Genomic DNA, 20,269 nt, shown 5'->3' with positions numbered 1-20,269 from the left:
TTCCCTAATAATGGTTAAATCAAGTTTAATTGGTTGCCCAAAAGTGAATAGTTAAATTTCTAAAGGTATATTTTTCCCAATGACAGGGCCGCCGTCTGCCATGGCGTCGATTTTTTTGCGTGGCCAGGCAACCTCGACAATGGCGCCGCGCCGTTCGCGGTAGGGGCTGAGGGTTTGGAAAGGGTCTGCGCCGTTGGCGAATCTCAGCTGTGCACCGGTGCGCTGCAGCAGCGTTTTGGCAATGAAGAGACCCAGGCCCATGCCCTCGTACTCGGGCCGCTGCTTCAGCTCGTTTTCGCCCCGGCGGCGACGCACAAACGGATCGCCAATGCGGCCCAGCAGATGCGGCGGAAATCCCTGGCCATCGTCGCAGATCCGCAAAATGATCCGGTCGTTGTTCCAGGCAGCATCGATCCAGACGGTGGAGTGGGAGAAATCCACTGCATTCTGCACCAGGTTGCGCAACCCGTGGATGATCTCGGGTTTACGCATAACTGTTGGCTGCTGAAAGTCACCTCCCTCCAGCGGTTCCTCATGGTAGATAACGGATTTGCCGCGGTTCATGTGCGGCTCTGCCGCTTCGGTCACCAGGGTTGAAAACGGCGCCTGACGCAAATGCAGATCGTCATTGCCGACCCGGCCCATGCCGCGCAGGATGTCGCGGCAGCGGTCGGCCTGTTCACGGATCAGCGCGGCATCTTCACGCAGGTCAGGGCGGTCGTCCAGCTCTTCGATCAGCTCGGCACTGGCGAGTTTTATGGTGGCCAGCGGTGTGCCCAGCTCATGCGCCGCTGCCGCCACCACGCCGCCCAGGTCGGTCAGCTTTTGCTCGCGCGACAGCGCCAGCTGGGTAGCGCTGAGCGCATCCGACATAGAGCGCATTTCGTTGCTGACCCGGAAGGAATAGGCGCCGATGAACAGAATGGCGATGACAATGGCGATCCAATTGCCGAAGATGAACACATCGGGAATGCGCAGGATGAAACCTTGTTCGGTGCGCAGGGGCAGGTGGAATTCTGCCATCAGGGTGACAAGAATGACAGCGGTGGCACCGATGATCAGCGTGGAGCGCAGCCCCATGACGGCGGCGGAAATCGTCACCGGCCCCAGCACGAGTAAAGCAAAGGGGTTGTTCAACCCGCCGGTCAGATACACCAGGAAGGCCAGCTGCAGCAGATCGAACAGCACCATCAGGAAATTCTCAAACTCGGTCAGGCGTTTGTTTTCCGGGAACGCGAAGATGGCGATCAGGTTGCCGGCGGCTGAAATGCCAATGGCCAGATAGCACAGGCCCAGCTCCAACTGCAGGTTAAAGCGGTGCTGCGCCACGGCAATGGCGGTGATCTGTCCGGCAATGGCCACCCAGCGCAGCAGGATCAGGGTCCGCAGGCGGATCCAATGGCTGTGTTCCTGGCCGCTTGTCAGCCTGAAGATGCGATCGCTCATAAGGTTCGTTGCTCCCGCAGATGTGACGCCGTGCGCCAGTTGCATCGGCTGTGTTTCTTGATAGGTCTGGCGCTGCAAACGATCAACAACCCTTCCCTTACGAAAAGTGTGATCTCATGACCCGCGTCTATGCTCTCTTTGCTGTTGCTTTTGTTGCTGCCCTTGTGGGTGGTGCCTGGTTTATGACCCGCGGAGGGGCTGGAGGCGACAAATTCGCACAGTGCCGCAGCAGCCAGATCGCTGGCGGCACCGATACCATCGGCGGGGCGTTCGAGCTGGTCAATGCCAAGGGCGAGACTGTCACCGACAAGGATGTGATCACCGAGCCGTCGATTGTCTACTTCGGCTACACTTTCTGTCCTGACGTCTGCCCGATGGATTCGGCCCGCAACGCGGATGCGGTCGATGTGCTGGCAGAGCGCGGCATCAGCGTGACGCCGGTGTTCATTTCCATCGACCCGGGCCGCGATACCCCTGAAGCTGTTGGCGATTTCGCCGAAAACCTGCATGAAAAGATGATTGGGCTGACCGGGTCTCTGGACCAGGTGAAGGCCGCCAGCAAGGCGTATAAGACCTACTTTAAGAAGAACGAAGGGGATGAGGATTACTACCTCGTCGACCATTCGACCTTTTCCTATCTGGTACTGCCCGAGGATGGCTTTGTGGAATTCTTCCGCCGCGATGAAACGGCGGAGCAGATGGCCGACAAGACCGCCTGCTTCATCGAAAAAATCTGAGGCAGGATAGCTGTTTGACCTTTCCCCCTGCCCGGACATATTCTTGCGTGAACAGACAAAAACTTCGCGGAGGACCGGGCATGGCCGAAACTGCTCTGCAGGATATTGGACCAGACAAGACACTGCTGCTGGTTGATGATGACGAGCCGTTTCTGCGGCGTCTGGCCAAGGCAATGGAAAAGCGCGGTTTCTCAGTGGAGACTGCGGGGTCGGTTGCCGCAGGCAGTGCCATTGCAACGGCCCGCCCGCCGGCCTTTGCGGTGGTGGATCTGCGGCTGGAAGACGGCAACGGTCTGGATGTGGTCGAAGTGCTGCGGGAAAAACGTCCGGATAGCCGGGTTGTGGTGCTGACCGGCTATGGTGCCATCGCCACGGCTGTTGCAGCGGTCAAGATCGGTGCGACGGATTACCTGTCCAAGCCGGCCGATGCCACCGACATCATGAACGCTTTGCTGGCCAACGAGGATGTGCTGCCGCCGCCGCCGGAAAACCCGATGAGCGCCGACCGGGTGCGCTGGGAGCATATCCAGCGGATCTATGAGCTGTGCGACCGCAATGTCTCGGAAACCGCACGGCGGCTCAACATGCACCGCCGCACCCTGCAGCGGATACTGGCCAAGCGCAGCCCGCGCTGAGGATCAGAGCTGCGCCATCAGCGCTGTATGGCGGCCCAGAAACGCCATACGGGTTTCCAGCGGCGGACGCAGCACGATATTCAACCCCGCGGTAACCTCCGGTTTCGGGCGGCCGAAGAACCGGCTGGCTTCCTTTTCCGAAAAGCCGGCGATCTGCACCGCTTCCATCCAGGCGCTGATCTTGTCGGCCCGCTTGATTTGCGCCTTGATGGTCTTGGGCAAGGCAGCGGGCAGACCAAACCGCAGGTGAATGGCCGCCGTCAGCCGCAAGTCCAATTCGCCATATCCCGGCCCCACCGCAGCTTTGACTGGCGAGATCATGTCCCCGATCACATATTCCGGCGCATCATGCAGCAGTGCTGCCAGCCGCCATTTGACCGGTGCCATTGGGTTCATCCTGGTGAAAAGGTCCTCAACCAGCAGTGAATGCTCAGCCACGGAATAAGCAAAATCCCCCCTGGTCTGGCCGTTCCAGCGGGCAACAAATGCCAGTCCGTGGGCGATATCCTCTATCTCGATATCCACCGGTGTCGGGTCCAGCAGATCCAGGCGGCGGCCGGACAGCATGCGCTGCCATGCGCGGGCGGGTTTTGCGGGCATGAGGGTTTCCTGTCGCTGCACTTACCCCATTGACTAACCGTTGCGCGGCAACCGGGCAATGCTTGCCGGGTTTGGCTGCCGGATGCCTGAACACAGGCAAAAAACGGAGTGTTTATGCCTTGTGAGTTTGAAACGGGCACTGCGCGGCCCAATATTATAGGTATACAAGGGGCACCGCCCCCTCTCTGCGGCAACCCCTTTTCGTGACGTGACACGCAATGGAAAGGAGTTTGTCATGTTTAAGCGTCTTCTTGGTATTTCTCTGTTATTCGGCATGGCAGCGACGGCGCCGCCAGCCTTGGCAGCCAGCTGCGGCGACCGCGAGGTCATGACCCAAAAGCTGGAAAGCGGATACTCCGAACGGCTGACCGCCGGCGGATTGCAGAAAAGCCGCCCTGAGGCCACTGTGATCGAGGTCTGGTCGTCGGATGAAACCGGAACTTTTACGGTTCTGGTCACACATGCGAATGGGGTCAGCTGCGTTGTTGCGACCGGTTCCTCATTCTTCCACATTTCGGAAAATACGTCCGACCCAGGCACGCCAAGCTGACATTGGCCGCCTGACAGGCTCCCCCCAACAGCCTGCTCCACCATAAAAAGCCAGAGCCATAAGCTCCGGCTGCGGGTATCTTCGTTGAATATCAACAATTGCAGTGCTAGGCCCTCCTGCAACTGTACTTGCAACTGGATTGGAGCTGGCAATGGCCGGGGATTATATCGTCAAGGACATCGCGCTGGCCGGGTTCGGCCGCAAAGAGCTGAACATCGCCGAAACCGAAATGCCGGGACTGATGTCCCTGCGCGCGGAATACGGCGAAAGCAAACCGCTGAAGGGCGCGCGCATTGTCGGCTCATTGCATATGACCATCCAGACGGCTGTGCTTATTGAGACGCTGGTGGCGTTGGGCGCCGATGTGCGCTGGGCGTCGTGCAACATCTTCTCGACCCAGGACCACGCTGCCGCGGCGATTGCCGAAGCAGGCATTCCGGTCTTTGCGATCAAGGGCCAGTCGCTGGAAGAGCATTGGGATTATTTGGATAAATCCTTCATGTTCGAGGAAGGCCCCAACCTGATCCTCGACGATGGCGGCGATGCCACCCTTTATGTTCTGCTGGGCGCGCGTGCCGAAGCGGGCGAGGATATCATTCCCGTGCCGCAGTCCGAAGAAGAAGCGGTCATCAAGGTGCAGATCCAGAAGCGCATGGAAGCATCCCCGGGCTGGTTCACCAAAACCCGCGATGCGATCCTGGGCGTGTCCGAGGAAACCACTACCGGCGTGCACCGCCTCTATGATCTGCAGAAGAACGGCCAGCTGCCGTTCCCGGCGATCAACGTGAATGACTCGGTCACCAAGTCGAAGTTCGACAACAAATACGGCTGTAAGGAATCGCTGGTCGACGGCATCCGCCGTGCCACCGACACCATGATGGCCGGCAAGGTCGCTGTGGTCTGCGGTTACGGTGACGTGGGTAAGGGCTCTGCCGCCTCCCTGCGCGGTGCAGGCGCCCGGGTGAAAGTCACCGAGGCCGACCCGATCTGCGCCCTGCAGGCTGCGATGGACGGTTTTGAAGTGGTGCTGCTGGAAGAGGAAGTCGGTTCCGCCGATATCTTCATCACCACCACCGGCAATAAGGACGTGATCCGCATCGAGCACATGCGCGAGATGAAGGACATGGCGATTGTCGGCAACATCGGCCATTTCGACAACGAGATCCAGGTTGCCGCTCTGAAAAACCACAAGTGGACCAACATCAAAGAACAGGTGGACATGATCGAGATGCCTTCGGGCAACCGCATGATCCTGCTGTCCGAAGGCCGCCTGCTGAACCTCGGTAATGCCACTGGCCATCCGAGTTTCGTGATGTCGGCCTCCTTTACCAACCAGGTGCTGGCCCAGATGGAGCTGTGGACCCGCGGCGACCATTATGAAAACGACGTCTATATCCTGCCCAAGCATCTGGACGAGAAAGTCGCCCGCCTGCACTTGGGCCGCATCGGCGTTAAGCTGACTCAGTTGAGCGCCGAACAGGCCGCTTATATCGGCGTCAAGCCGGAAGGCCCGTTCAAGCCCGAGCATTATCGCTACTAAGCGGTTCCTCTTTTCAAAAAATCAGCGCCGCTGGAGCAATCCTGCGGCGTTTTTTATTGCCGGGCCGCAGATCAGCGCTGGCTGGGCATATGGTCGCCGCGCCCCTCAGGGGTGAGGTCGAACAGGTTCCACATCGGCCACAACGCATCGACATGGCGCGGCTGCCAGGGGCTGGGCTCAAAGAGCATCTCCGATCCCCAGAAATGCCGGATGCCGTCGTCTGATCGGGTAAAGACATGCAGCATCGGCAGCTGCGCGCCCTCGCTGCTTTCACCCAAATAGTCCTGCTGATAGCTAGTGCCCGCAGCAGAATAGAGCGGCAGATCCTGCCAGCCCTTTGCGGTCTGCAGTGCTGCAAGCCGTTCCGGCGATGATTGCGCGACAACCGCGAACCCCATGCGCGCGTGCACATGGGACACTTGCCCGCGCCAGCCATCCAGAATCGCTGCACACATCGGGCAGGCTGCCTCGCTGTCCGGCCCGTACATCAGAGAATAAACCGCAAGGGCACTGTGCTTGCCGAACAGGTCCAGCAAGGATGCCGAAGCGCCGCTTGTGCTGCGGAATTCATAAGTCTCTGCAACCCGCCCGCCGGCTGGCAAAGCCCGTCGCAAGGCGGCAACTTTTTCAGTTTGCGCGCGCAAACCGATCTCAGCTTGCAACAGTTCATTGCGGGCTGTGCGGTAGGCGGCGCTCTCGTTAGGGATGCTTACGGGCATTGCGTGCCTTTCCTGACTGGTGACTCTATAATTAACAATTATGTTAATTAATATGGCGATCTGTCAAGAAGCTTCTCATGTTCTGCGGTGTGACGCAGATTATGTGGCTAGCTTCCAGCGTCGCTGATTTAGCTCGCATTGTCAGGGTTATTGATTTGCGGAATCGTGTTTCAAAGAGCTACACATAAGACACCGGCCAGGACGGCCAGGTACCAGATTTTCAAACGCGTGTGGTGGATAGTGGAGCACGCGGGGTGGAAGGGAAGGTCCTGATTGTCCTCAGGTCCTTCCCTTTTTCAATTCAGAACAGGCTCAGCACCAGGCCAGCAATTGCGCAGGCCAGCGTCGCATAGCCGCCATCAATCAGCGTCAGCTTAACCGGCCGCATCCCATACATGTTGTTCAGGGCAATCCAGGGGCTGATGAAGAACAATCCGACACCTGCACCGCCAATCAGACCCGTGCCCAGGGTCTCGATGCCGGACAGGGTGAACACATGGCGCATCATGCCAGCAACGATCAGCTGCAGCACAAAAGCCATCGCAAAAATCATCGGGCTCTGACCGCCCTTCGGTTTTCCGTCTTCATCACATTCAACACCAGCGGCCTCGACCCACGGTTTGGCGAGGGCGCCGTAATATCCTGCTCCCAGCGCAAATGCCGCCGCAGCCGCCACGATCACACTTAAGAATTCCATGCTGTTCTCCTCAATGGTTTCAGCCATTTAGGAACAGATTGGCAGATCAGCTGGGATCTGTCTCCCCCAGCGCGCAGATGGTGGCCCATTCCGCGTCGCTCACCGGCTGCACAGACAGGCGGGAGTTCCTGACCAATATCATCTCTTCCAGCTGCGGGTCGGACTTGATCTGGTCCAATGAAACCGGCTTAGCAAAAGGCCGCACAGCTTTGATGTCAACACACTCCCAGCGGTCGTCTTCGGTGGTGCTGTCAGGATGGGCCTTGGCGCAGACCTCAACAATACCGACCACGGATTTTTCTTTCTGCGAATGATAGAAAAACCCGCGGTCGCCGATCTTCATTTCACGCATGAAATTGCGCGCCTGGTAGTTGCGCACGCCGTCCCATTCTTCACCCGCATCACCTTTAGAGACCTGGTCGTCCCAGCCCCAGGTAGAGGGTTCGGATTTGAACAGCCAGTAGCGCATCAGCCGATGACCTTTTTCCAGGTGATCAATTCGACAGCTTCAAACAGGCCGGCCTTGTTGTAGGGGTCGTTCTCTGCCCAGGCTTCACCTGCTGCCATGTCTTCGACATCCAGAATAACCAGAGATCCGGCCATATTGCCATCCTGATCCAGCAGCGGACCTGCCTGCGCAACGGCACCGGTGTCGTTGATATAGGCCAGATGGGCGTCGCGGTTGTCCAGCCGGGTCTGCAAATGGCCGGGCTTGTCACGGGCAATCAATGCGATCAGCATTTTATTCCTCTTTTAGTGGTCTTTTAAGCAAATGTGCCGCTGCTTCGCTGATCGTCAAGCGCTGATCTAGCAAATTGGTTACCGTAAGAGTGACCGGCATGTCCAAATTCATCCTCTGCGCTTGTTCCGCGACTGCCCGCGCGGTGGCTGCCCCTTCGACCGTGATGGTGGAGTCAAAATCCTCCTCCCGGCCAATGGAAAGTCCCAGGCGGTAGTTTCGGGACAGGTCGGAACTGCAGGTCAATGTCAGATCACCAAAGCCCGAAAGCCCGGCCAGCGTCTCAGATTTCGCACCACAGGCCAGTGCCAAGCGTTGCATTTCAGCATACCCGCGCGTCATCAGTGCGGCGCGGGCACTGTCACCCAGCCCGGCCCCAATGACCGCTCCGCAGGCAATTGCCATCACGTTTTTCAATGCGCCGCCGATTTCGGCTCCAATGGTGTCCGTGGTGCGGTAGAGGCGCAGGTTGGCCGTGGTCAATTGCGTCTGCAGTGCCTTGCCCTGCTCTGCCTCGTTGCAGGCAAGGGTCAGTGCGGTTGGCAGCCCGCGCGCAATATCGGCGGCAAAGCTCGGCCCCGTCAGCAGCGCTGCGCTGGCATTCGGGAGAACTTCCTGGATGACCGCCACCGGGCCTAGGCCAGTGTCCAGCTCGATCCCTTTGCAACAGGCGACAAGCGTCTTTCCAGTCAAGTGATCCTTGTGCTGTTCCAAGGCGCCACGCAGCGTTTGCATCGGTACCGCCAGCAGCAGAACACCGGACTCGCAGGCTTTCCCGATATTGGAAGTGACCGCAAGGTTCTTGGGCAGCTCAACACCTGGCAGCCGGGTCCCGTTGCGGCGGCTGTCCTGCATCGCCTGGGCTTTCATCGCGTTGCGCGCCCACAGGGTCACCGGGCCCTTGCCAGCCAACGAGATTGCCAAAGCTGTGCCAAAGGCACCGGATCCCAGAACTGAAACACTCATGCCTTGGCTCCCTTTCGGCCCGATCCGATCAGTGCCGGGCTGCTTTGGTCCAGCGGCCAGCGGGGGCGGGTGGTCAGGTCCAGCCCGTCACGGGCGCCCGCCTTGAACCGTTCCAGCCCGGCATAGGCGATCATCGCGGCGTTATCAGTGCACAGCCGCAGCGGCGGTGCGGTAAAGGTGGCACCTGTCTCGGCGCAAACAGTCTCTAACGCGGCGCGAATGGCGGTGTTTGCTGCAACGCCGCCGGCAACGGCCACGGTTGGCTGTTCGGGCTGTTCCTCCAGATACAGGCGGATAGCGCGGCGGGTTTTTTCGGCCAACGTATCCACCACAGCGGCTTGGAAACCGGCGCACAGATCGGCCCGGTTCTGTCGGGTAAGGCCGCCCTTTTCCGCCGCGATTTGGTCACGCATCCGCATCAATGCAGTTTTCAGGCCTGAAAAGGACAGGTTGCAATCCGGCCGGTCCAGCAAGGGGCGGGGAAAGCGGTAGCGCTTGGGATCGCCGTTTTCAGCCTCTGCCTGCACGGACGGCCCGCCCGGTTGCGGCAGGCCCAGCAGGCGGGCGGTTTTGTCAAATGCTTCGCCCGGGGCGTCGTCTATGGTGCCGCCGAGGCGGGTGAAATCCTCAGGCCCGCGCACCAGCAAGTATTGGCAGTGCCCGCCAGAGACCAGCAGCATCAGGTAAGGGTAGGCAATCCCGTCTGTCAGCCGCGGCGTCAATGCATGGCCTGCCAGATGGTTCACGCCCACCAGCGGCAGGCCGGTGGCGGCAGCAATCCCCTTGGCGCACATGACGCCTGACATCACTCCGCCAATCAGCCCGGGGCCGGCTGTCACAGCGACCGCATCCATGTCTTTCAGGCTCAACCCGGCATCAGCCAGCGCATCCAGCACGCAAATGTCCAGCTTCTCGGCGTGGGCACGGGCAGCAATCTCCGGCACCACGCCGCCAAAGGCACTGTGCAGCTCGGCCTGGCCGAACACGACCGAAGACAGAACCTCGGGCTGGGCGCCCTCCGATTGCCGCACCACCGCGGCGGCGGTATCGTCACAGCTGCTCTCCAGCCCCAGAATTGTCAGGGTCTTTGTCATGGCCTTACCGTTGCATCGCTTTGCCGCCGGGGCTACCACCTAAGCGGATTGCAAACAATCCCGGGAGCCCGCGATGGTGCCTTTGCTGATGACACGCCCGCTGGCAGCGGCAGAGCGGTTTGTGGCCGGGCTGCCCCAAGGGGCCCGTGCCGGGTTGCAGGTGGTCTATGCGCCGCTGATGCAGATCCGGCCGATACAGGCACAGGTCAGCCTGGATGGCGTGAAAGGCGTGATCTTCACATCGGCCAACGGGGTGGAAGCCGCTTCACGTGAAACTGCCGCGCGCCTGCCGGCTTTTTGTGTCGGTGAGCGCACGGCCAAGGCTGCGGCAGAGGCCGGCTGGCAGGCGGTGAGCCTGGGGCAATGCGCGGATGAATTGGTCGAAAGAATGCTGCAACAGCCGCCGGAAGCACCGCTGTTGCATCTCCGGGGCGCCCATGCGCGGGGCGGGATTGCGCAACGGCTTACTGATGGCGGTATCCCCTGCCGTGCGCAAACCGTGTATGATCAGGTTCTTCTAGCGTTGTCAGAGGAGGCGCAAGCGGTGCTTTCTGCACAGAAAGATGTGATCGTGCCGCTTTTCTCTCCCAGAACGGCGAGTCATTTTGCCAGTCAATGCGGGGATGCTGCGCATTTGCACCTGATTGCGCTGAGCCAGGCTGTTGCAGAACCATTGAAAAGCTTGAATTGCAAGGTGTTGCGCGTAAGTAAGGAACCTGATGCCGAAGCCATGGCAGAGGCTGTCTTTGATGCCGCAGCCCAGCTGTCCCGGCTTGAGGGCAAGGGGCGCGCAGAGTAGTGTCCGGCGTGTTCGCACGAATGTATATTTGGAATCGAGGGGGAGGCCGGCGTGGCTGACAAGAAAAATCCGGAAGACGTGATTGAGCCTGGCCCCGGTGAATCCCAACCGGTTGAAGGCACCGCTGAAGCGCTTCAACAGGATGTGATTGACGAAAGCGCCGCCGAAACGGTTGACGATTCTAAGGACACAGAGTTCGCAGTTTCCGAGACCGAGACCGAGACCGAGACCGAGACCGAGACCGAGACCGAGACCGAGACCGAGACCGAGACCGAGACCGAGACCGAAATTGCGGCTTCTGACTGGGAGGCGGCTCCGGAAGAAAATGCTGTCTTTGAAACAGTGGAGCCAGTTGCTCGCGCAGAGCCGCCCCGCGAAATCGAACGGGTGGTAGAAAAGCGCGGTGGATTCGGCTCAGCCGTGCTGGGCGGCGCCGTGGCTGCGGTCATTGGGTTTGTCGCCGGCCAAGGCGGCTGGCTTGACAGCGTTCTGCCGGCTTCGCTGCAAAATCAGGGCACAGACCTGACGGCTCTGGAAACCGGCCAGTCGGACCTGCAGGCGTCTTTGGCCGCATTGAAGGAGCAGGTAGAGGCCAGCCAGCCCCCGGACATAACGCCCCTTACTGCGCAGATCCAAACTCTTGCCGCCGACATCGAACCGCTGAAAACCGCGCAGGCCCCGGATGCGGTGCTGCGTGCGGATCTGGAGGCTTTGACCGCCCGTGTTGCGGCGCTGGAAACCCGGCCGCTGGAAGGCGCCTCGCCCGAAGCTGTCGCCGCGTTTGAAGCTGAGCTGGGCAAGCTGCAAGACAGCTTGGCTGCGCAGCGTTCCGAAGTCGAACAGATGCTGGCAGACGCCCAGGCTATGGACGCGGCAAGTGCTGAGGCCGCGCGGATTGCCAGCGCCCAGACGCAGCTGGCGCAGCTGCGTTCTGCCTTGGACACCGGTAACAGCTATGCGGCCAGTGTGCAGGAGCTTGCGGCCCTCGGCGTTGATGTTCCGGCAGCCTTGTCCGGCCCTGCGGAGAGCGGAGTAGCCTCGTTGTCTGCCTTGCGGGACGGGTTCGCACCGGCTGCCCGCGAGGCGCTGGCCTCTGCCCGCGAGGAGACAAAGGACGGCAGCGGCCTGCTGGATTACGTGAACCGCCATCTGGGTGCCCGCTCTGTCACTCCGAGGGACGGGGACGATACGGATGCGGTCCTGTCCCGCGCCGAAGCGGCTGTGGCCGGGGGTAAGCTGCAGGAAGCATTGGCAGAACTTTCTGCCCTGTCCGCCTCTGCCCGCGCTGCCCTGTCCAGCTGGGAAGCCGCTGCAAATGCGCGGGTGGCAGCCGTGACTGCCGCCACTGATCTGGCCCAAAGCCTGCAAGCCAAATAAGGAAGCCGCCATGCTCTGGTCGTTGTTGAAGATCCTCGTTTTCGTCGCGATTATCGCGCTTCTGGCATTTGGCGCGGGTCTGCTGATGGAAACTGCCGGCGGGGTGCAGATCACCGTAGCCGGCACTGAATACACTCTGGGTGCGCTGCAATCGGTGATTGCGCTGGGCGTACTGGTCTTTGGAGTCTGGCTGTTCCTCAAGCTGCTGTCGCTTCTGGTTGCCACGCTGCATTTTTTGAATGGTGATGAAACCGCCTTGTCACGGTATTGGGACAAGGGGCGCGAGCGCAAAGGCTATCAGGCGCTGGCCGATGGTCTGATGGCGCTGGCCTCCGGCGAGGGGCGTCTGGCGCTGGCCAAGGCGGCGCGGGCCGAGAAATACCTGCAAAAGCCGGATCTGACCGATCTGCTGGTGGCACAGGCCGCAGAGATGAGCGGCGACACTCGCAAAGCTGCCGAAGCCTATAAGCGGCTGCTGTCGAACCAGCCGACCCGCTTTGTCGGTGTGCGCGGGATCATGAAACAGAAGCTGTCCGAAGGCGACACGGAAACAGCTCTCCAGCTGGCCGAGAAAGCACTGGCGCTGCGTCCGAAACATGAGGAAGTGCAGGATACGCTTTTGCGTCTGCAAGCCCAGGCCGAGGATTGGGCCGGTGCCCGCAAGACACTGTCCACCAAGCTCAAGACCGGCACCCTGCCGCGCGACGTGTTCAAGCGCCGCGACGCGGTGCTGGCGCTGTCGGCCTCCAAGGGGATTCTGGACGAAGGCGCGACGGTCGAGCAGCAGGAGCAGGCAATCGAGGCCAACCGCTTGTCGCCGGATCTGGTGCCGGCCGCGGCAATGGCCGCCCGCGCCTATATCGCCAAGGGCAAGAAACGCCCGGCGGCCCGGCTGCTGAAAAAGACCTGGGAAAGCCAGCCGCACCCCGATCTGGCCCATGCTTTTGCAGAGATCGAACCGGAGGAAAGCGCTGCAGAGCGCGTCAAACGCTTTGACCAGCTGGCCCGGCTCAAACCGCAGGATGACGAGACCCGGCTGATGATGGCCGAGTTGAACATTGTCGCCGAAGACTTCCCCGAAGCCCGCCGCTGGCTGAATGATCTGGCCGAGCGTGCACCCGACGCCCGCGGGTTGACGCTGATGGCTGCGATCGAGCGCGGCGAAGGGGCCGGTGACAAGGTTGTGCAGGGTTGGCTGGCCAAGGCACTGACCTCTCCGCGCGGACCGCAATGGGTCTGTGATAGCTGCAACCATATTCACGCGGAATGGGCGCCGGTTTGCGAGCATTGTGCCAGCTTTGACACCCTGTCCTGGAAGCGGCCGGAAACGCCGGAAGTTGCCAGTCTTGCAGCAGCACATATGCTGCCGCTGATTATTGGTGCTCCGGAAGAAAAGGTCTCGGAGACGGTGGAAGAGGCTGAGGTTCTGGAATCCGTTCAGGAACCAGTGTCAGAGGCTCAGGAGCAGATCAAAGAGCCCAATTGAGACAGCATATAGCAAGGAATGGCGGGGTTTCCTGCCGTTCCTTTAGCTCTCAGAGATGGGCGGCCATCAGCCTGCAGAAACAAGCAAATCCGAGGATAGGGCGAGTGCCGGGCTGGAGGCGAAGTGCATTTTTCGGGGAATGGTGCCCAGGAGAGGACTCGAACCTCCACGTCCTTACGAACACTAGCACCTGAAGCTAGCGCGTCTACCAATTCCGCCACCTGGGCAGGTGTCGTGGGACCGGCGTATAAGCGGAGTCGCAGGCAGCGTCAAACGAAAATGGACCGGCCTGCCTGGCAAAACCCGGACTTCAATAATCACGACCGTATATTGCACAAGTTAAGACGAGTTGGCCGTGGAATTTCGGACCAGTGCCTAAGGCGGATCGGCTTGTGAGCAAGGCCATCATGATGACAAGAAACATACACAGTATGAGGCCTGGCCCTGGTTGTTGAAGGGGCTTGTCATCAGTCGGCCAAGGTAGGTGTGTGACGTCTGTATTGGTTAGATTACAATGCGGCACGTGTATCCTTCCCACGTCGCGAACATGGATTGCTAATTCCTATACCAAGGGGCTGGAGAAGTGTTGCCCATGTACGTTGCGAAGGAGTTCCCATGTTCCGGGGCAGGCATCGTTGCCCTAGGTCAACGGGGGTATGGAATATGGAGGGGGTGGTGCCGGTGATAGGACTCGAACCTACGACCCCATCATTACGAATGACGTGCTCTACCAGCTGAGCTACACCGGCGTTGTTTTCTGCCTGTAGCGGAAAACGGTGCTGCCCGTTTAAACGCTGCTCGAATACCGCGCAAGTGGGGATCCTGCGGGTTTTTCTGGTTTTCCCCGTGCAGCACAGGTAGTGCTGGGCAGCTCGCCAAACCGGTCGCGGTAGAGCTGGGAAAACCGGCCTAAGTGAGAAAAGCCGCAGTCATATGCAATGCTGCTGACCGACGTTTCAGGAGGCCGGGACAACAGCAGATAGCGAGCCAGATCCAGCCGCAAATCGCGCAGATACGCCACCGGCGTCAAACCAAAGGTCTGACGGAAGCCGGTTTGCAGGCTGCGGATACTGCATCCTGCCGCGGCGGCTATTTCTAAAACGGTTACAGGATCTCCTGCATGCGTGTGAATGAAGTCCCGTGCACGGCGGATCTGATGGCTGCTGCCGGCTGCTGTCCGCGGTGAAAGAAGATGGCAGATGTTGCTTTGCTGATAGGTCAGGAAGCCCAGGATCAGCTGCTCTTCGATCAAGCTTTGCTGCAGGCGGCTCCAGGTGCCGAACCCTGCCTGCGCGTCGGTGGCGTGGACACAGGCGGCAAATTGACGTGCCCAACAGTGCAAAGGCCCTTTTGATACGGGAACGGCAGTGTTGAAAATCACGGCTTCGGCCAGTGTAAGCCCGGCAGCGCGTTCCGCGATTTCATGCAAAGCTTTCCGGTCGATCTGCATAAGCAGCATCCGGCAATCGGCATGCCAGGTCATCCGGGTGGCCCGTGTCGGGTTCAGCACGGTGGCAACGCGGCAGTCCGACTCTTCGGTTTCTGCTCCGTTGGCCACATGCGCATGGCCGCTGACCGGTACCTGCACCAGATAGAAATCCTGCAGCTCACCAGGGTCGATCTGCACGGTGGATCCATAGCTGAGGTAATTTAGAGAGAGGTGCTGTCCGCAGACGTGGTTGTGGCGGGTACCAAAACCGCGGGCCTGCCCCGCTGGTTCCAGCCGGTGATCGCAGAATTTTTGCGCGACAAGCGAGCGGGCCTCATCAATGTCGCGGCTGTGGAATTGCCGCCACGCGCGCAAGGGCTCGCGCCTGGTTGATGCCTGTTGTGTGGTCATTGACGCAGCCTAACACGGTTGCCGGGTCAGGCAATCATGGCAGTCTGCGCTATTTTGCGCATTTTGGATAATCCATTTGTGGAGCCGCCCCTAGGCTGCTGGGAGGAAAAAAATGGGAGGAAAGCATGGCATTGGATCGGGGAATTACCAAGGCAGCCGAGGGGCTGGAAGGCCTGTCCTGGAACGTAGTTGGCCACACCTATACGCCCAAGCTGCATAGCGAAAACGCGTTTATCTGGCACGCACTGATCCCGGATGGCACATTTGTGCCGCCGCATATTCATCCCGTGCAGGATGAGTGGATCACCCTGTTAGAGGGCGCGCTGGAGGTGGAATTCGGCGGTGATGTTTTCCGGGCCGGGCCGGGCGACACTGTGCGGATGCCAATGGGTGTGGCGCATGGCATCTTTAACCGTTCGGGCGCTGCGGCCTCTTGTGTCTTTGGCGTGGCTCCGTCGCGCAGGCTGTTCGATTTGTTTTGTGCGCTGGACGGCGTGACCGACCCGGAAGAACTGGTGCGGATCTCGGCGCTGCATGAGGTCGACTTCCTGCCGCCCCCGGCGGAATGAGGGAGCGGAACATGGTAAAGCGCAAAACGGTTGCCGTGATCGGCGGCGGAATAAGCGGTCTGGCGGCAGCCAAGGCCTTTGCGGAAAAGGGGCATCAGGTTCTGGGGTTTGAACGCAGCCATGACCTGGGGGGAGTATGGGAGCCATCGCGCTCCTATCCTGGGGTGCAGACGCAATCGCCCAAGGAACTTTATTGCTATACCGACCACCCTATGCCGCAGGAGTACCCTGAATGGCCCAAGGGACCGCAGGTGCATGCCTATCTGCATTCTTACGCTCACAAGCACGACCTGCACCGGCATTTTCAGTTGAACGCCGCTGTACAGGAGATGGACCGGCGCCCGGACGGGCAGCCGGGCTGGCGGCTGGTGGTCGAGACGGACGGCGAAACCCGCGTGCAGGACGTGGATTTTGCTGTCGTCTGCACAGGCCAGTTTTCAGAGAAGAACATCCTCAGCCATCCCGGACAGGAAGATTTTACGGCGCAAGGCGGGGAAGTTATGCATTCCTCAGAGTACCTCGACCCAGGCCATGCACGCGGTAAGCGGGTGGTGGTGCTGGGCGGCTCAAAGTCCGCCACCGATGTGGCGGTGAATGCTGTGCAGAATGGTGCGCGGCAGGTGCATCTGGTCTACCGGCAGAATGTCTGGCGGATTCCGTATTTCGTCGGCGGCATCAATTTCAAGAAGCTGCTTTATATGCGGGCCCAAGAGGCACAGTTCAACGGTTGGGGCCGCAGCTGGCTGCACAAGGCAATCTATAGCCTGGCAAAACCGTTGATCTGGGTCAATTTCCGCGGGTTAGAGACGCTTTTGAAGCTGCAGCTGGGGTTGAAGAAGTGGGATATGGTGCCCGATATGCCGATCGAACAGGATGTATCCTGTTCGGTTCCGATTGTGACGCCGGGTCTGTTCGAAGGATTCAAAAGCGGCTCGATCATTCCGCGGCGCACAACGATTTCGCGGTATGAGGGCGATGAGGCGGTACTTGAAAACGGCGACAGAATCGGCGCTGACCTGGTGATCTCGGCAGTGGGCTGGAAGTTGGGCATCCCCTATCTGGCCCAGCGGCATCTGGACAAGCTGATCGAGGCTGATGGCCAGTACCGGACCTACCGTCTGTCGGTGAACCCGGACTTGCCGGAGATGGGTTTTGTCGGTTTCAACTCCAGCTTTTGCACGATCCTATCGGCGGAGTTGGTGGCGAATTGGCTGGTCCGCTTTGCCGACGGCAAGCTGGAGAAGCAGCCCTCGCGGGCAGAGATGGAGGACAACATCCAAATGATGCTTGATTGGCGCCGCAAGGAACGGCCTGCCGCGCAGATCTATGGCGGACTGTGCTCGGCACCGTTCCATTTCAAGCATTTTGACGAGCTGCTAATGGATATGGGGGCGGCGCAGTGGAAGCGTTCCAACCCGTTGGTTGAGCAATTTGCACCGCCGGATGCCGGCGCTTATGGCCGGTTTCTGGCGACGGCCCCGCAATACACGGCGGCCTGAAATCTGCCCTTGTGCCTGCCGGAAACGGCGGGCGCATTCACGCTTCAGCATATGCCTGTCTGAAGCTGCGAAATGCAGAATTTTTCTTCGGGGAATGGTGCCCAGGAGAGGACTCGAACCTCCACGTCCTTACGAACACTAGCACCTGAAGCTAGCGCGTCTACCAATTCCGCCACCTGGGCAGGTGTCGTGAGACCGGCGTATAAGGTGCTTCGTTGGGGGCGTCAAACAGAAAACCGCCGAACATCCAACCTAAGCTGGAATGCCGATCCAGACCGCCCTATCGACGAGTGAGCCAGACCGCCCTATCGACGTGTGAGAAAGTCCATCTTAAATGCCACATGAGTCAGGAATCTTACCCAGGCCTGCTGTGTTTCGCTGTTCCAGTCCGGGCCCAGCGTGTCGGCAAGGGCACTGGTGAAACTGCTTATGAAGCCATGGAAATGGGCATCTGACACCTCAAGTTTGCGATGCTTTTCACCTTGCTGTTGCAAGATCGAATCCAACCGGCCGGAGTCATCCAGCGCTTCGGCGATATGGGTCAGCGAGGCCAGCAGTTTTCCCTCTTGCTGGGTCAGATCGTCATGAAACAGGCTCCGGATATCGGGGCAGACAGCAAAGAAATTTCCGTAGAATGCCGGCACAAAGGCTTCGATGTTCATCCGCTCGCTTTCAAAGCTTTGCCGGATCAACTTTTTGTCCTGCTCACTAACCATCAAGACTGACCTCCTGAACACGTGCAGATACTGATGTTACCGCTGCATCACCCCATTCTAGTGTTGGAGGGTTGAAAGCGGGGTTAACCAATCCGCCCAATTGACCGCAAGCTGTTAACGGCTCTTGCAGTTTCTGCCGTCATTGCAGCCGCAGCCCCGGTTTTGCGCCTTGTTTGGCGCCCCTTGCGGCGCTAGAGCTTAGGGGCAGCTAAGTTCAGGAGCCAAATGATGTCCAAACTGGTCACGATCTATGGCGGATCCGGTTTCGTGGGCCGCTACATTGCGCGGCGCATGGCCAAGGAAGGCTGGCGGGTGCGGGTGGCCGTGCGCCGTCCCAACGAAGCCATGCATGTGAAGCCCTACGGCGTTCCGGGCCAGGTTGAACCGGTGTTCTGCAATATCCGCGATGATATGTCTGTTGCTGCGGTGATGCAGGGCGCAGATGCAGTTGTGAATTGCGTAGGTGTCTTGAACGAACTTGGTAAAAACTCGTTTGGTGCCATCCATGCGGAAGGCGCAGGCCGTATTGCGCGCATCGCGTCGCAGCAGGGGGTGGCCAGCCTGGTGCATATCTCGGCGATTGGCGCCGATGCGGACGGTCCCAGCGAATATGCCAAAACCAAAGCCGCTGGAGAAGCCGCGGTGCTGCAAAGCTTTCCCGGTGCGGTGATTTTGCGCCCGTCGGTAATCTTCGGGACCGAGGACGGCTTCTTTAACCGTTTTGCCGGCATGACCCGGTTGTCGCCGGTTCTTCCGATCGCTGCGGGCAGCATCGAATTCCAGCCGGTATTTGCCGATGATGTGGCCAGGGCCGCGGTCAAGGGGGCATTGGGCCAGGCCGAGCCCGGCATTTACGAACTTGGCGGTCCTGAAGTGAAAAGCTTCCGGGCGCTTATGGTGCAGATGCTTGAGGTGATTCACCGGCGCCGCATGATCCTGTCGCTGCCGCGCCCTGCCGCTTGGCTGTTGGCCTTTGGGTTCGACATGCTGCAGGCGGCCAGTTTTCAGTTGATTGAGAACAAAGTGCTGACACGCGACCAGCTGCGGAGCTTGAAGGCGGACAATGTGGTGTCCGAGGGCGCCAAGGGTTTCGGTGATTTGGGTATCAGCCCGGTGACTGTGGGTTCGGTGTTGCCGGATTACCTGTGGAAATTCCGCCCCTCCGGCCAGTATGACGAAATGACGAACTCGGCCCGGAATCTGCGCAACGGCGCCTGATATTGTTACCGGTTTAAGGATTAGTAAGCGCGGGGATCTCCCCGCGCTTTTGATTTCAGGGTCAACTGCCGTAGGCGATGGCCAGCAGGACAACACCCAGAATCACCCGGTAGATCACATAAGGCGTAAAGCTGACCGAGCGCAGCAGCCGCATCATCAGACTAAGTGCGGCCAGCGCGGCCACCATCGCCAGCACTGCGGCAATGCCCGCATCGCGTATCAGTGCGGTGTTGGCCTCCAGTGCCACCTCGGTTCCCAGCAGCACACCTGAGGCGATGATGGTCGGGATCGACATCAGCATGGCAATGCGGGCGCCGTCCTCGCGGGTATAGCCCAGCTGCCGCGCACCAGTGATGGCGATGCCCGAGCGCGAGGTGCCTGGGATCAGCGCCAGCATCTGCCACAGCCCCATGACCAGCGCATCGCGGACGCCCCAGTCGCCAGCCTGTTTCACTTCGGCGCCTTTCTGGTCGGCCCAGTACAGCACCAACCCGAAGCCCAGCATGGTCCAGCCAATCACTGTCATTGATCGCAGCGCATCGCTGAGGCCGGTGAAATGCAGCACAGCCCCGAACAGGACTGTGGGAATGGTGGCGATGATCAGACCCAAGGCGAGTTTGGATCCCGGCGTATCCGTACGGCCGGTCAGGGCACGAGGCAGGCCGGCAAGCCCCTCACGCACGTCGCTCCAGAAGTAGATCATCACTGCCGTCAGCGTGCCTATATGCACAGCGACGTCGATCACCTGGCCTTGATCCTCCAGACCGGTCAATCCGGGAAGTAGAATCAGGTGGCCGGAGGAGGAAACTGGCAGGAATTCGGTGATGCCTTGGATCAACGCAATCAGGATCAGCTGAAAAAGCGGCATGCTGAAATCATCCTTCGTTGGCCGCGGATGGGCCGTAAACTGTCGCGACTCTGTATAAATCCCGGCTCTGGATTGGAAAGCGGATATTCAGGTCCGGTTCGGGCCTAATAATCCTGTACATTTCCGTGAAACACGGTATCAGAATTCAAGAGCTGTCTAAATAGGTCAGCAATA

General features: G+C 59.7%; 21 protein-coding genes and 3 tRNA genes. 10 read left to right on the top strand and 14 right to left on the bottom strand.

The genetic code is table 11. The features are described 5' to 3' along the window. Window positions 1-51: 51 nt before the first annotated feature. Complete coding sequence (gene regB, locus K3557_RS18795) at window positions 52-1,446, bottom strand: sensor histidine kinase RegB (RefSeq protein WP_259988696.1); 1,395 nt, start codon at window positions 1,444-1,446, stop codon at window positions 52-54. 116 nt (window positions 1,447-1,562) lie between these two features. On the opposite strand from regB, the gene K3557_RS18790 reads away from it, so the two are divergent. Both K3557_RS18790 and K3557_RS18785 read left to right on the top strand, forming a co-directional pair. Further along, the gene (locus K3557_RS18790) at window positions 1,563-2,183 is read left to right on the top strand and encodes an SCO family protein (RefSeq protein WP_259995758.1); all 621 of its coding nucleotides are present in this window, start codon (window positions 1,563-1,565) and stop codon (window positions 2,181-2,183) included. Window positions 2,184-2,263: 80 nt separating this feature from the next. After that, window positions 2,264-2,818 carry an ActR/PrrA/RegA family redox response regulator transcription factor gene (locus K3557_RS18785; protein ID WP_129372688.1) on the top strand — a complete coding sequence of 185 codons (555 nt, stop codon included), beginning with the start codon at window positions 2,264-2,266 and terminating at the stop codon, window positions 2,816-2,818. A 3-nt stretch (window positions 2,819-2,821) separates the two neighbouring features. Here the strand turns inward: K3557_RS18785 and K3557_RS18780 are convergent, their stop codons facing one another. Then, window positions 2,822-3,418 (bottom strand): HD family hydrolase, encoded by a 597-nt coding sequence (locus tag K3557_RS18780; protein WP_259995756.1) that lies wholly within the window; start codon window positions 3,416-3,418, stop codon window positions 2,822-2,824. 235 nt (window positions 3,419-3,653) lie between these two features. Here K3557_RS18780 and K3557_RS18775 point away from each other — a divergent pair, with 235 nt between their 5' ends. Together K3557_RS18775 and ahcY are read left to right on the top strand one after the other, a co-directional pair. Continuing rightward, window positions 3,654-3,968 (top strand): hypothetical protein, encoded by a 315-nt coding sequence (locus K3557_RS18775; protein WP_259988702.1) that lies wholly within the window; start codon window positions 3,654-3,656, stop codon window positions 3,966-3,968. Window positions 3,969-4,119: 151 nt separating this feature from the next. Then, window positions 4,120-5,508: an adenosylhomocysteinase gene (ahcY, locus tag K3557_RS18770; protein WP_259995754.1), complete on the top strand. Its 1,389-nt coding sequence runs from the start codon at window positions 4,120-4,122 to the stop codon at window positions 5,506-5,508. A 71-nt stretch (window positions 5,509-5,579) separates the two neighbouring features. Here the strand turns inward: ahcY and K3557_RS18765 are convergent, their stop codons facing one another. From K3557_RS18765 to tsaD, 6 genes are all read right to left on the bottom strand, one after another. Then, a complete protein-coding gene (locus K3557_RS18765) occupies window positions 5,580-6,227 on the bottom strand; it encodes a DUF899 family protein (RefSeq protein WP_259995748.1) in 648 nt (215 codons plus the stop codon). Between the two features lie 301 nt (window positions 6,228-6,528). After that, entirely contained in the window at window positions 6,529-6,924 is a 396-nt protein-coding gene (locus K3557_RS18760; protein WP_259995746.1) for a DUF1761 domain-containing protein, read from the bottom strand. Window positions 6,925-6,970: 46 nt separating this feature from the next. Beyond that, window positions 6,971-7,393, bottom strand: coding sequence for an EVE domain-containing protein (locus K3557_RS18755; RefSeq protein ID WP_259995744.1), 423 nt, complete (start codon window positions 7,391-7,393; stop codon window positions 6,971-6,973). After that, window positions 7,393-7,665, bottom strand: coding sequence for a YciI family protein (locus K3557_RS18750; RefSeq protein WP_065268630.1), 273 nt, complete (start codon window positions 7,663-7,665; stop codon window positions 7,393-7,395). The genes K3557_RS18755 and K3557_RS18750 overlap by 1 nt, the downstream gene beginning before the upstream one ends. Before the next feature lies 1 nt (window position 7,666). Then, a complete protein-coding gene (locus tag K3557_RS18745; protein ID WP_259995742.1) occupies window positions 7,667-8,629 on the bottom strand; it encodes an NAD(P)H-dependent glycerol-3-phosphate dehydrogenase in 963 nt (320 codons plus the stop codon). Further along, complete coding sequence (gene tsaD / locus K3557_RS18740; protein ID WP_259995732.1) at window positions 8,626-9,723, bottom strand: tRNA (adenosine(37)-N6)-threonylcarbamoyltransferase complex transferase subunit TsaD; 1,098 nt, start codon at window positions 9,721-9,723, stop codon at window positions 8,626-8,628. The genes K3557_RS18745 and tsaD overlap by 4 nt, the downstream gene beginning before the upstream one ends. An 88-nt stretch (window positions 9,724-9,811) precedes the next feature. Between tsaD and K3557_RS18735 the strand changes: the two genes are divergently transcribed. The 3 genes from K3557_RS18735 to K3557_RS18725 are packed head-to-tail and all read left to right on the top strand — an operon-like array spanning window position 9,812 to window position 13,385. Further along, a complete protein-coding gene (locus K3557_RS18735) occupies window positions 9,812-10,522 on the top strand; it encodes a uroporphyrinogen-III synthase (RefSeq protein ID WP_311198506.1) in 711 nt (236 codons plus the stop codon). Window positions 10,523-10,573: 51 nt separating this feature from the next. Then, the gene (locus tag K3557_RS18730; protein ID WP_259995729.1) at window positions 10,574-11,899 is read left to right on the top strand and encodes a hypothetical protein; all 1,326 of its coding nucleotides are present in this window, start codon (window positions 10,574-10,576) and stop codon (window positions 11,897-11,899) included. 10 nt (window positions 11,900-11,909) lie between these two features. Continuing rightward, window positions 11,910-13,385, top strand: a complete 1,476-nt coding sequence (locus K3557_RS18725; RefSeq protein ID WP_259995727.1) for a heme biosynthesis protein HemY — start codon at window positions 11,910-11,912, stop codon at window positions 13,383-13,385. A 140-nt stretch (window positions 13,386-13,525) separates the two neighbouring features. On the opposite strand, the gene K3557_RS18720 is transcribed toward K3557_RS18725, so the two are convergent. The 3 genes from K3557_RS18720 to K3557_RS18710 form a co-directional block, all read right to left on the bottom strand. Next, window positions 13,526-13,612, bottom strand: a tRNA-Leu gene (locus K3557_RS18720). 446 nt (window positions 13,613-14,058) lie between these two features. After that, window positions 14,059-14,134: transfer RNA gene (locus tag K3557_RS18715), tRNA-Thr, on the bottom strand. A 38-nt stretch (window positions 14,135-14,172) separates the two neighbouring features. Then, window positions 14,173-15,225 (bottom strand): AraC family transcriptional regulator, encoded by a 1,053-nt coding sequence (locus tag K3557_RS18710; protein ID WP_259995725.1) that lies wholly within the window; start codon window positions 15,223-15,225, stop codon window positions 14,173-14,175. Between the two features lie 125 nt (window positions 15,226-15,350). Between K3557_RS18710 and K3557_RS18705 the strand changes: the two genes are divergently transcribed. Beyond that, window positions 15,351-15,794 carry a cupin domain-containing protein gene (locus K3557_RS18705; protein ID WP_259995723.1) on the top strand — a complete coding sequence of 148 codons (444 nt, stop codon included), beginning with the start codon at window positions 15,351-15,353 and terminating at the stop codon, window positions 15,792-15,794. Between the two features lie 11 nt (window positions 15,795-15,805). Then, complete coding sequence (locus K3557_RS18700) at window positions 15,806-17,293, top strand: NAD(P)/FAD-dependent oxidoreductase (protein ID WP_259995721.1); 1,488 nt, start codon at window positions 15,806-15,808, stop codon at window positions 17,291-17,293. A 95-nt stretch (window positions 17,294-17,388) separates the two neighbouring features. Here the strand turns inward: K3557_RS18700 and K3557_RS18695 are convergent. Together K3557_RS18695 and K3557_RS18690 are read right to left on the bottom strand one after the other, a co-directional pair. After that, window positions 17,389-17,475, bottom strand: a tRNA-Leu gene (locus K3557_RS18695). 123 nt (window positions 17,476-17,598) lie between these two features. Next, entirely contained in the window at window positions 17,599-18,009 is a 411-nt protein-coding gene (locus tag K3557_RS18690) for a globin domain-containing protein (protein WP_259999689.1), read from the bottom strand. A 228-nt stretch (window positions 18,010-18,237) separates the two neighbouring features. Between K3557_RS18690 and K3557_RS18685 the strand changes: the two genes are divergently transcribed. Beyond that, window positions 18,238-19,227: a complex I NDUFA9 subunit family protein gene (locus tag K3557_RS18685; RefSeq protein ID WP_259995719.1), complete on the top strand. Its 990-nt coding sequence runs from the start codon at window positions 18,238-18,240 to the stop codon at window positions 19,225-19,227. Between the two features lie 61 nt (window positions 19,228-19,288). On the opposite strand, the gene K3557_RS18680 is transcribed toward K3557_RS18685, so the two are convergent. Then, window positions 19,289-20,095, bottom strand: a complete 807-nt coding sequence (locus K3557_RS18680; protein ID WP_259995717.1) for an undecaprenyl-diphosphate phosphatase — start codon at window positions 20,093-20,095, stop codon at window positions 19,289-19,291. Window positions 20,096-20,269 lie beyond the last annotated feature (174 nt).

The organism is Leisingera sp. M523, assembly GCF_025141335.1.
In the GTDB taxonomy this organism is placed as follows: domain Bacteria; phylum Pseudomonadota; class Alphaproteobacteria; order Rhodobacterales; family Rhodobacteraceae; genus Leisingera.
Note: the sequence above shows the minus strand (reverse complement) of the source record. Positions and strands in the feature narration are given on the sequence as shown.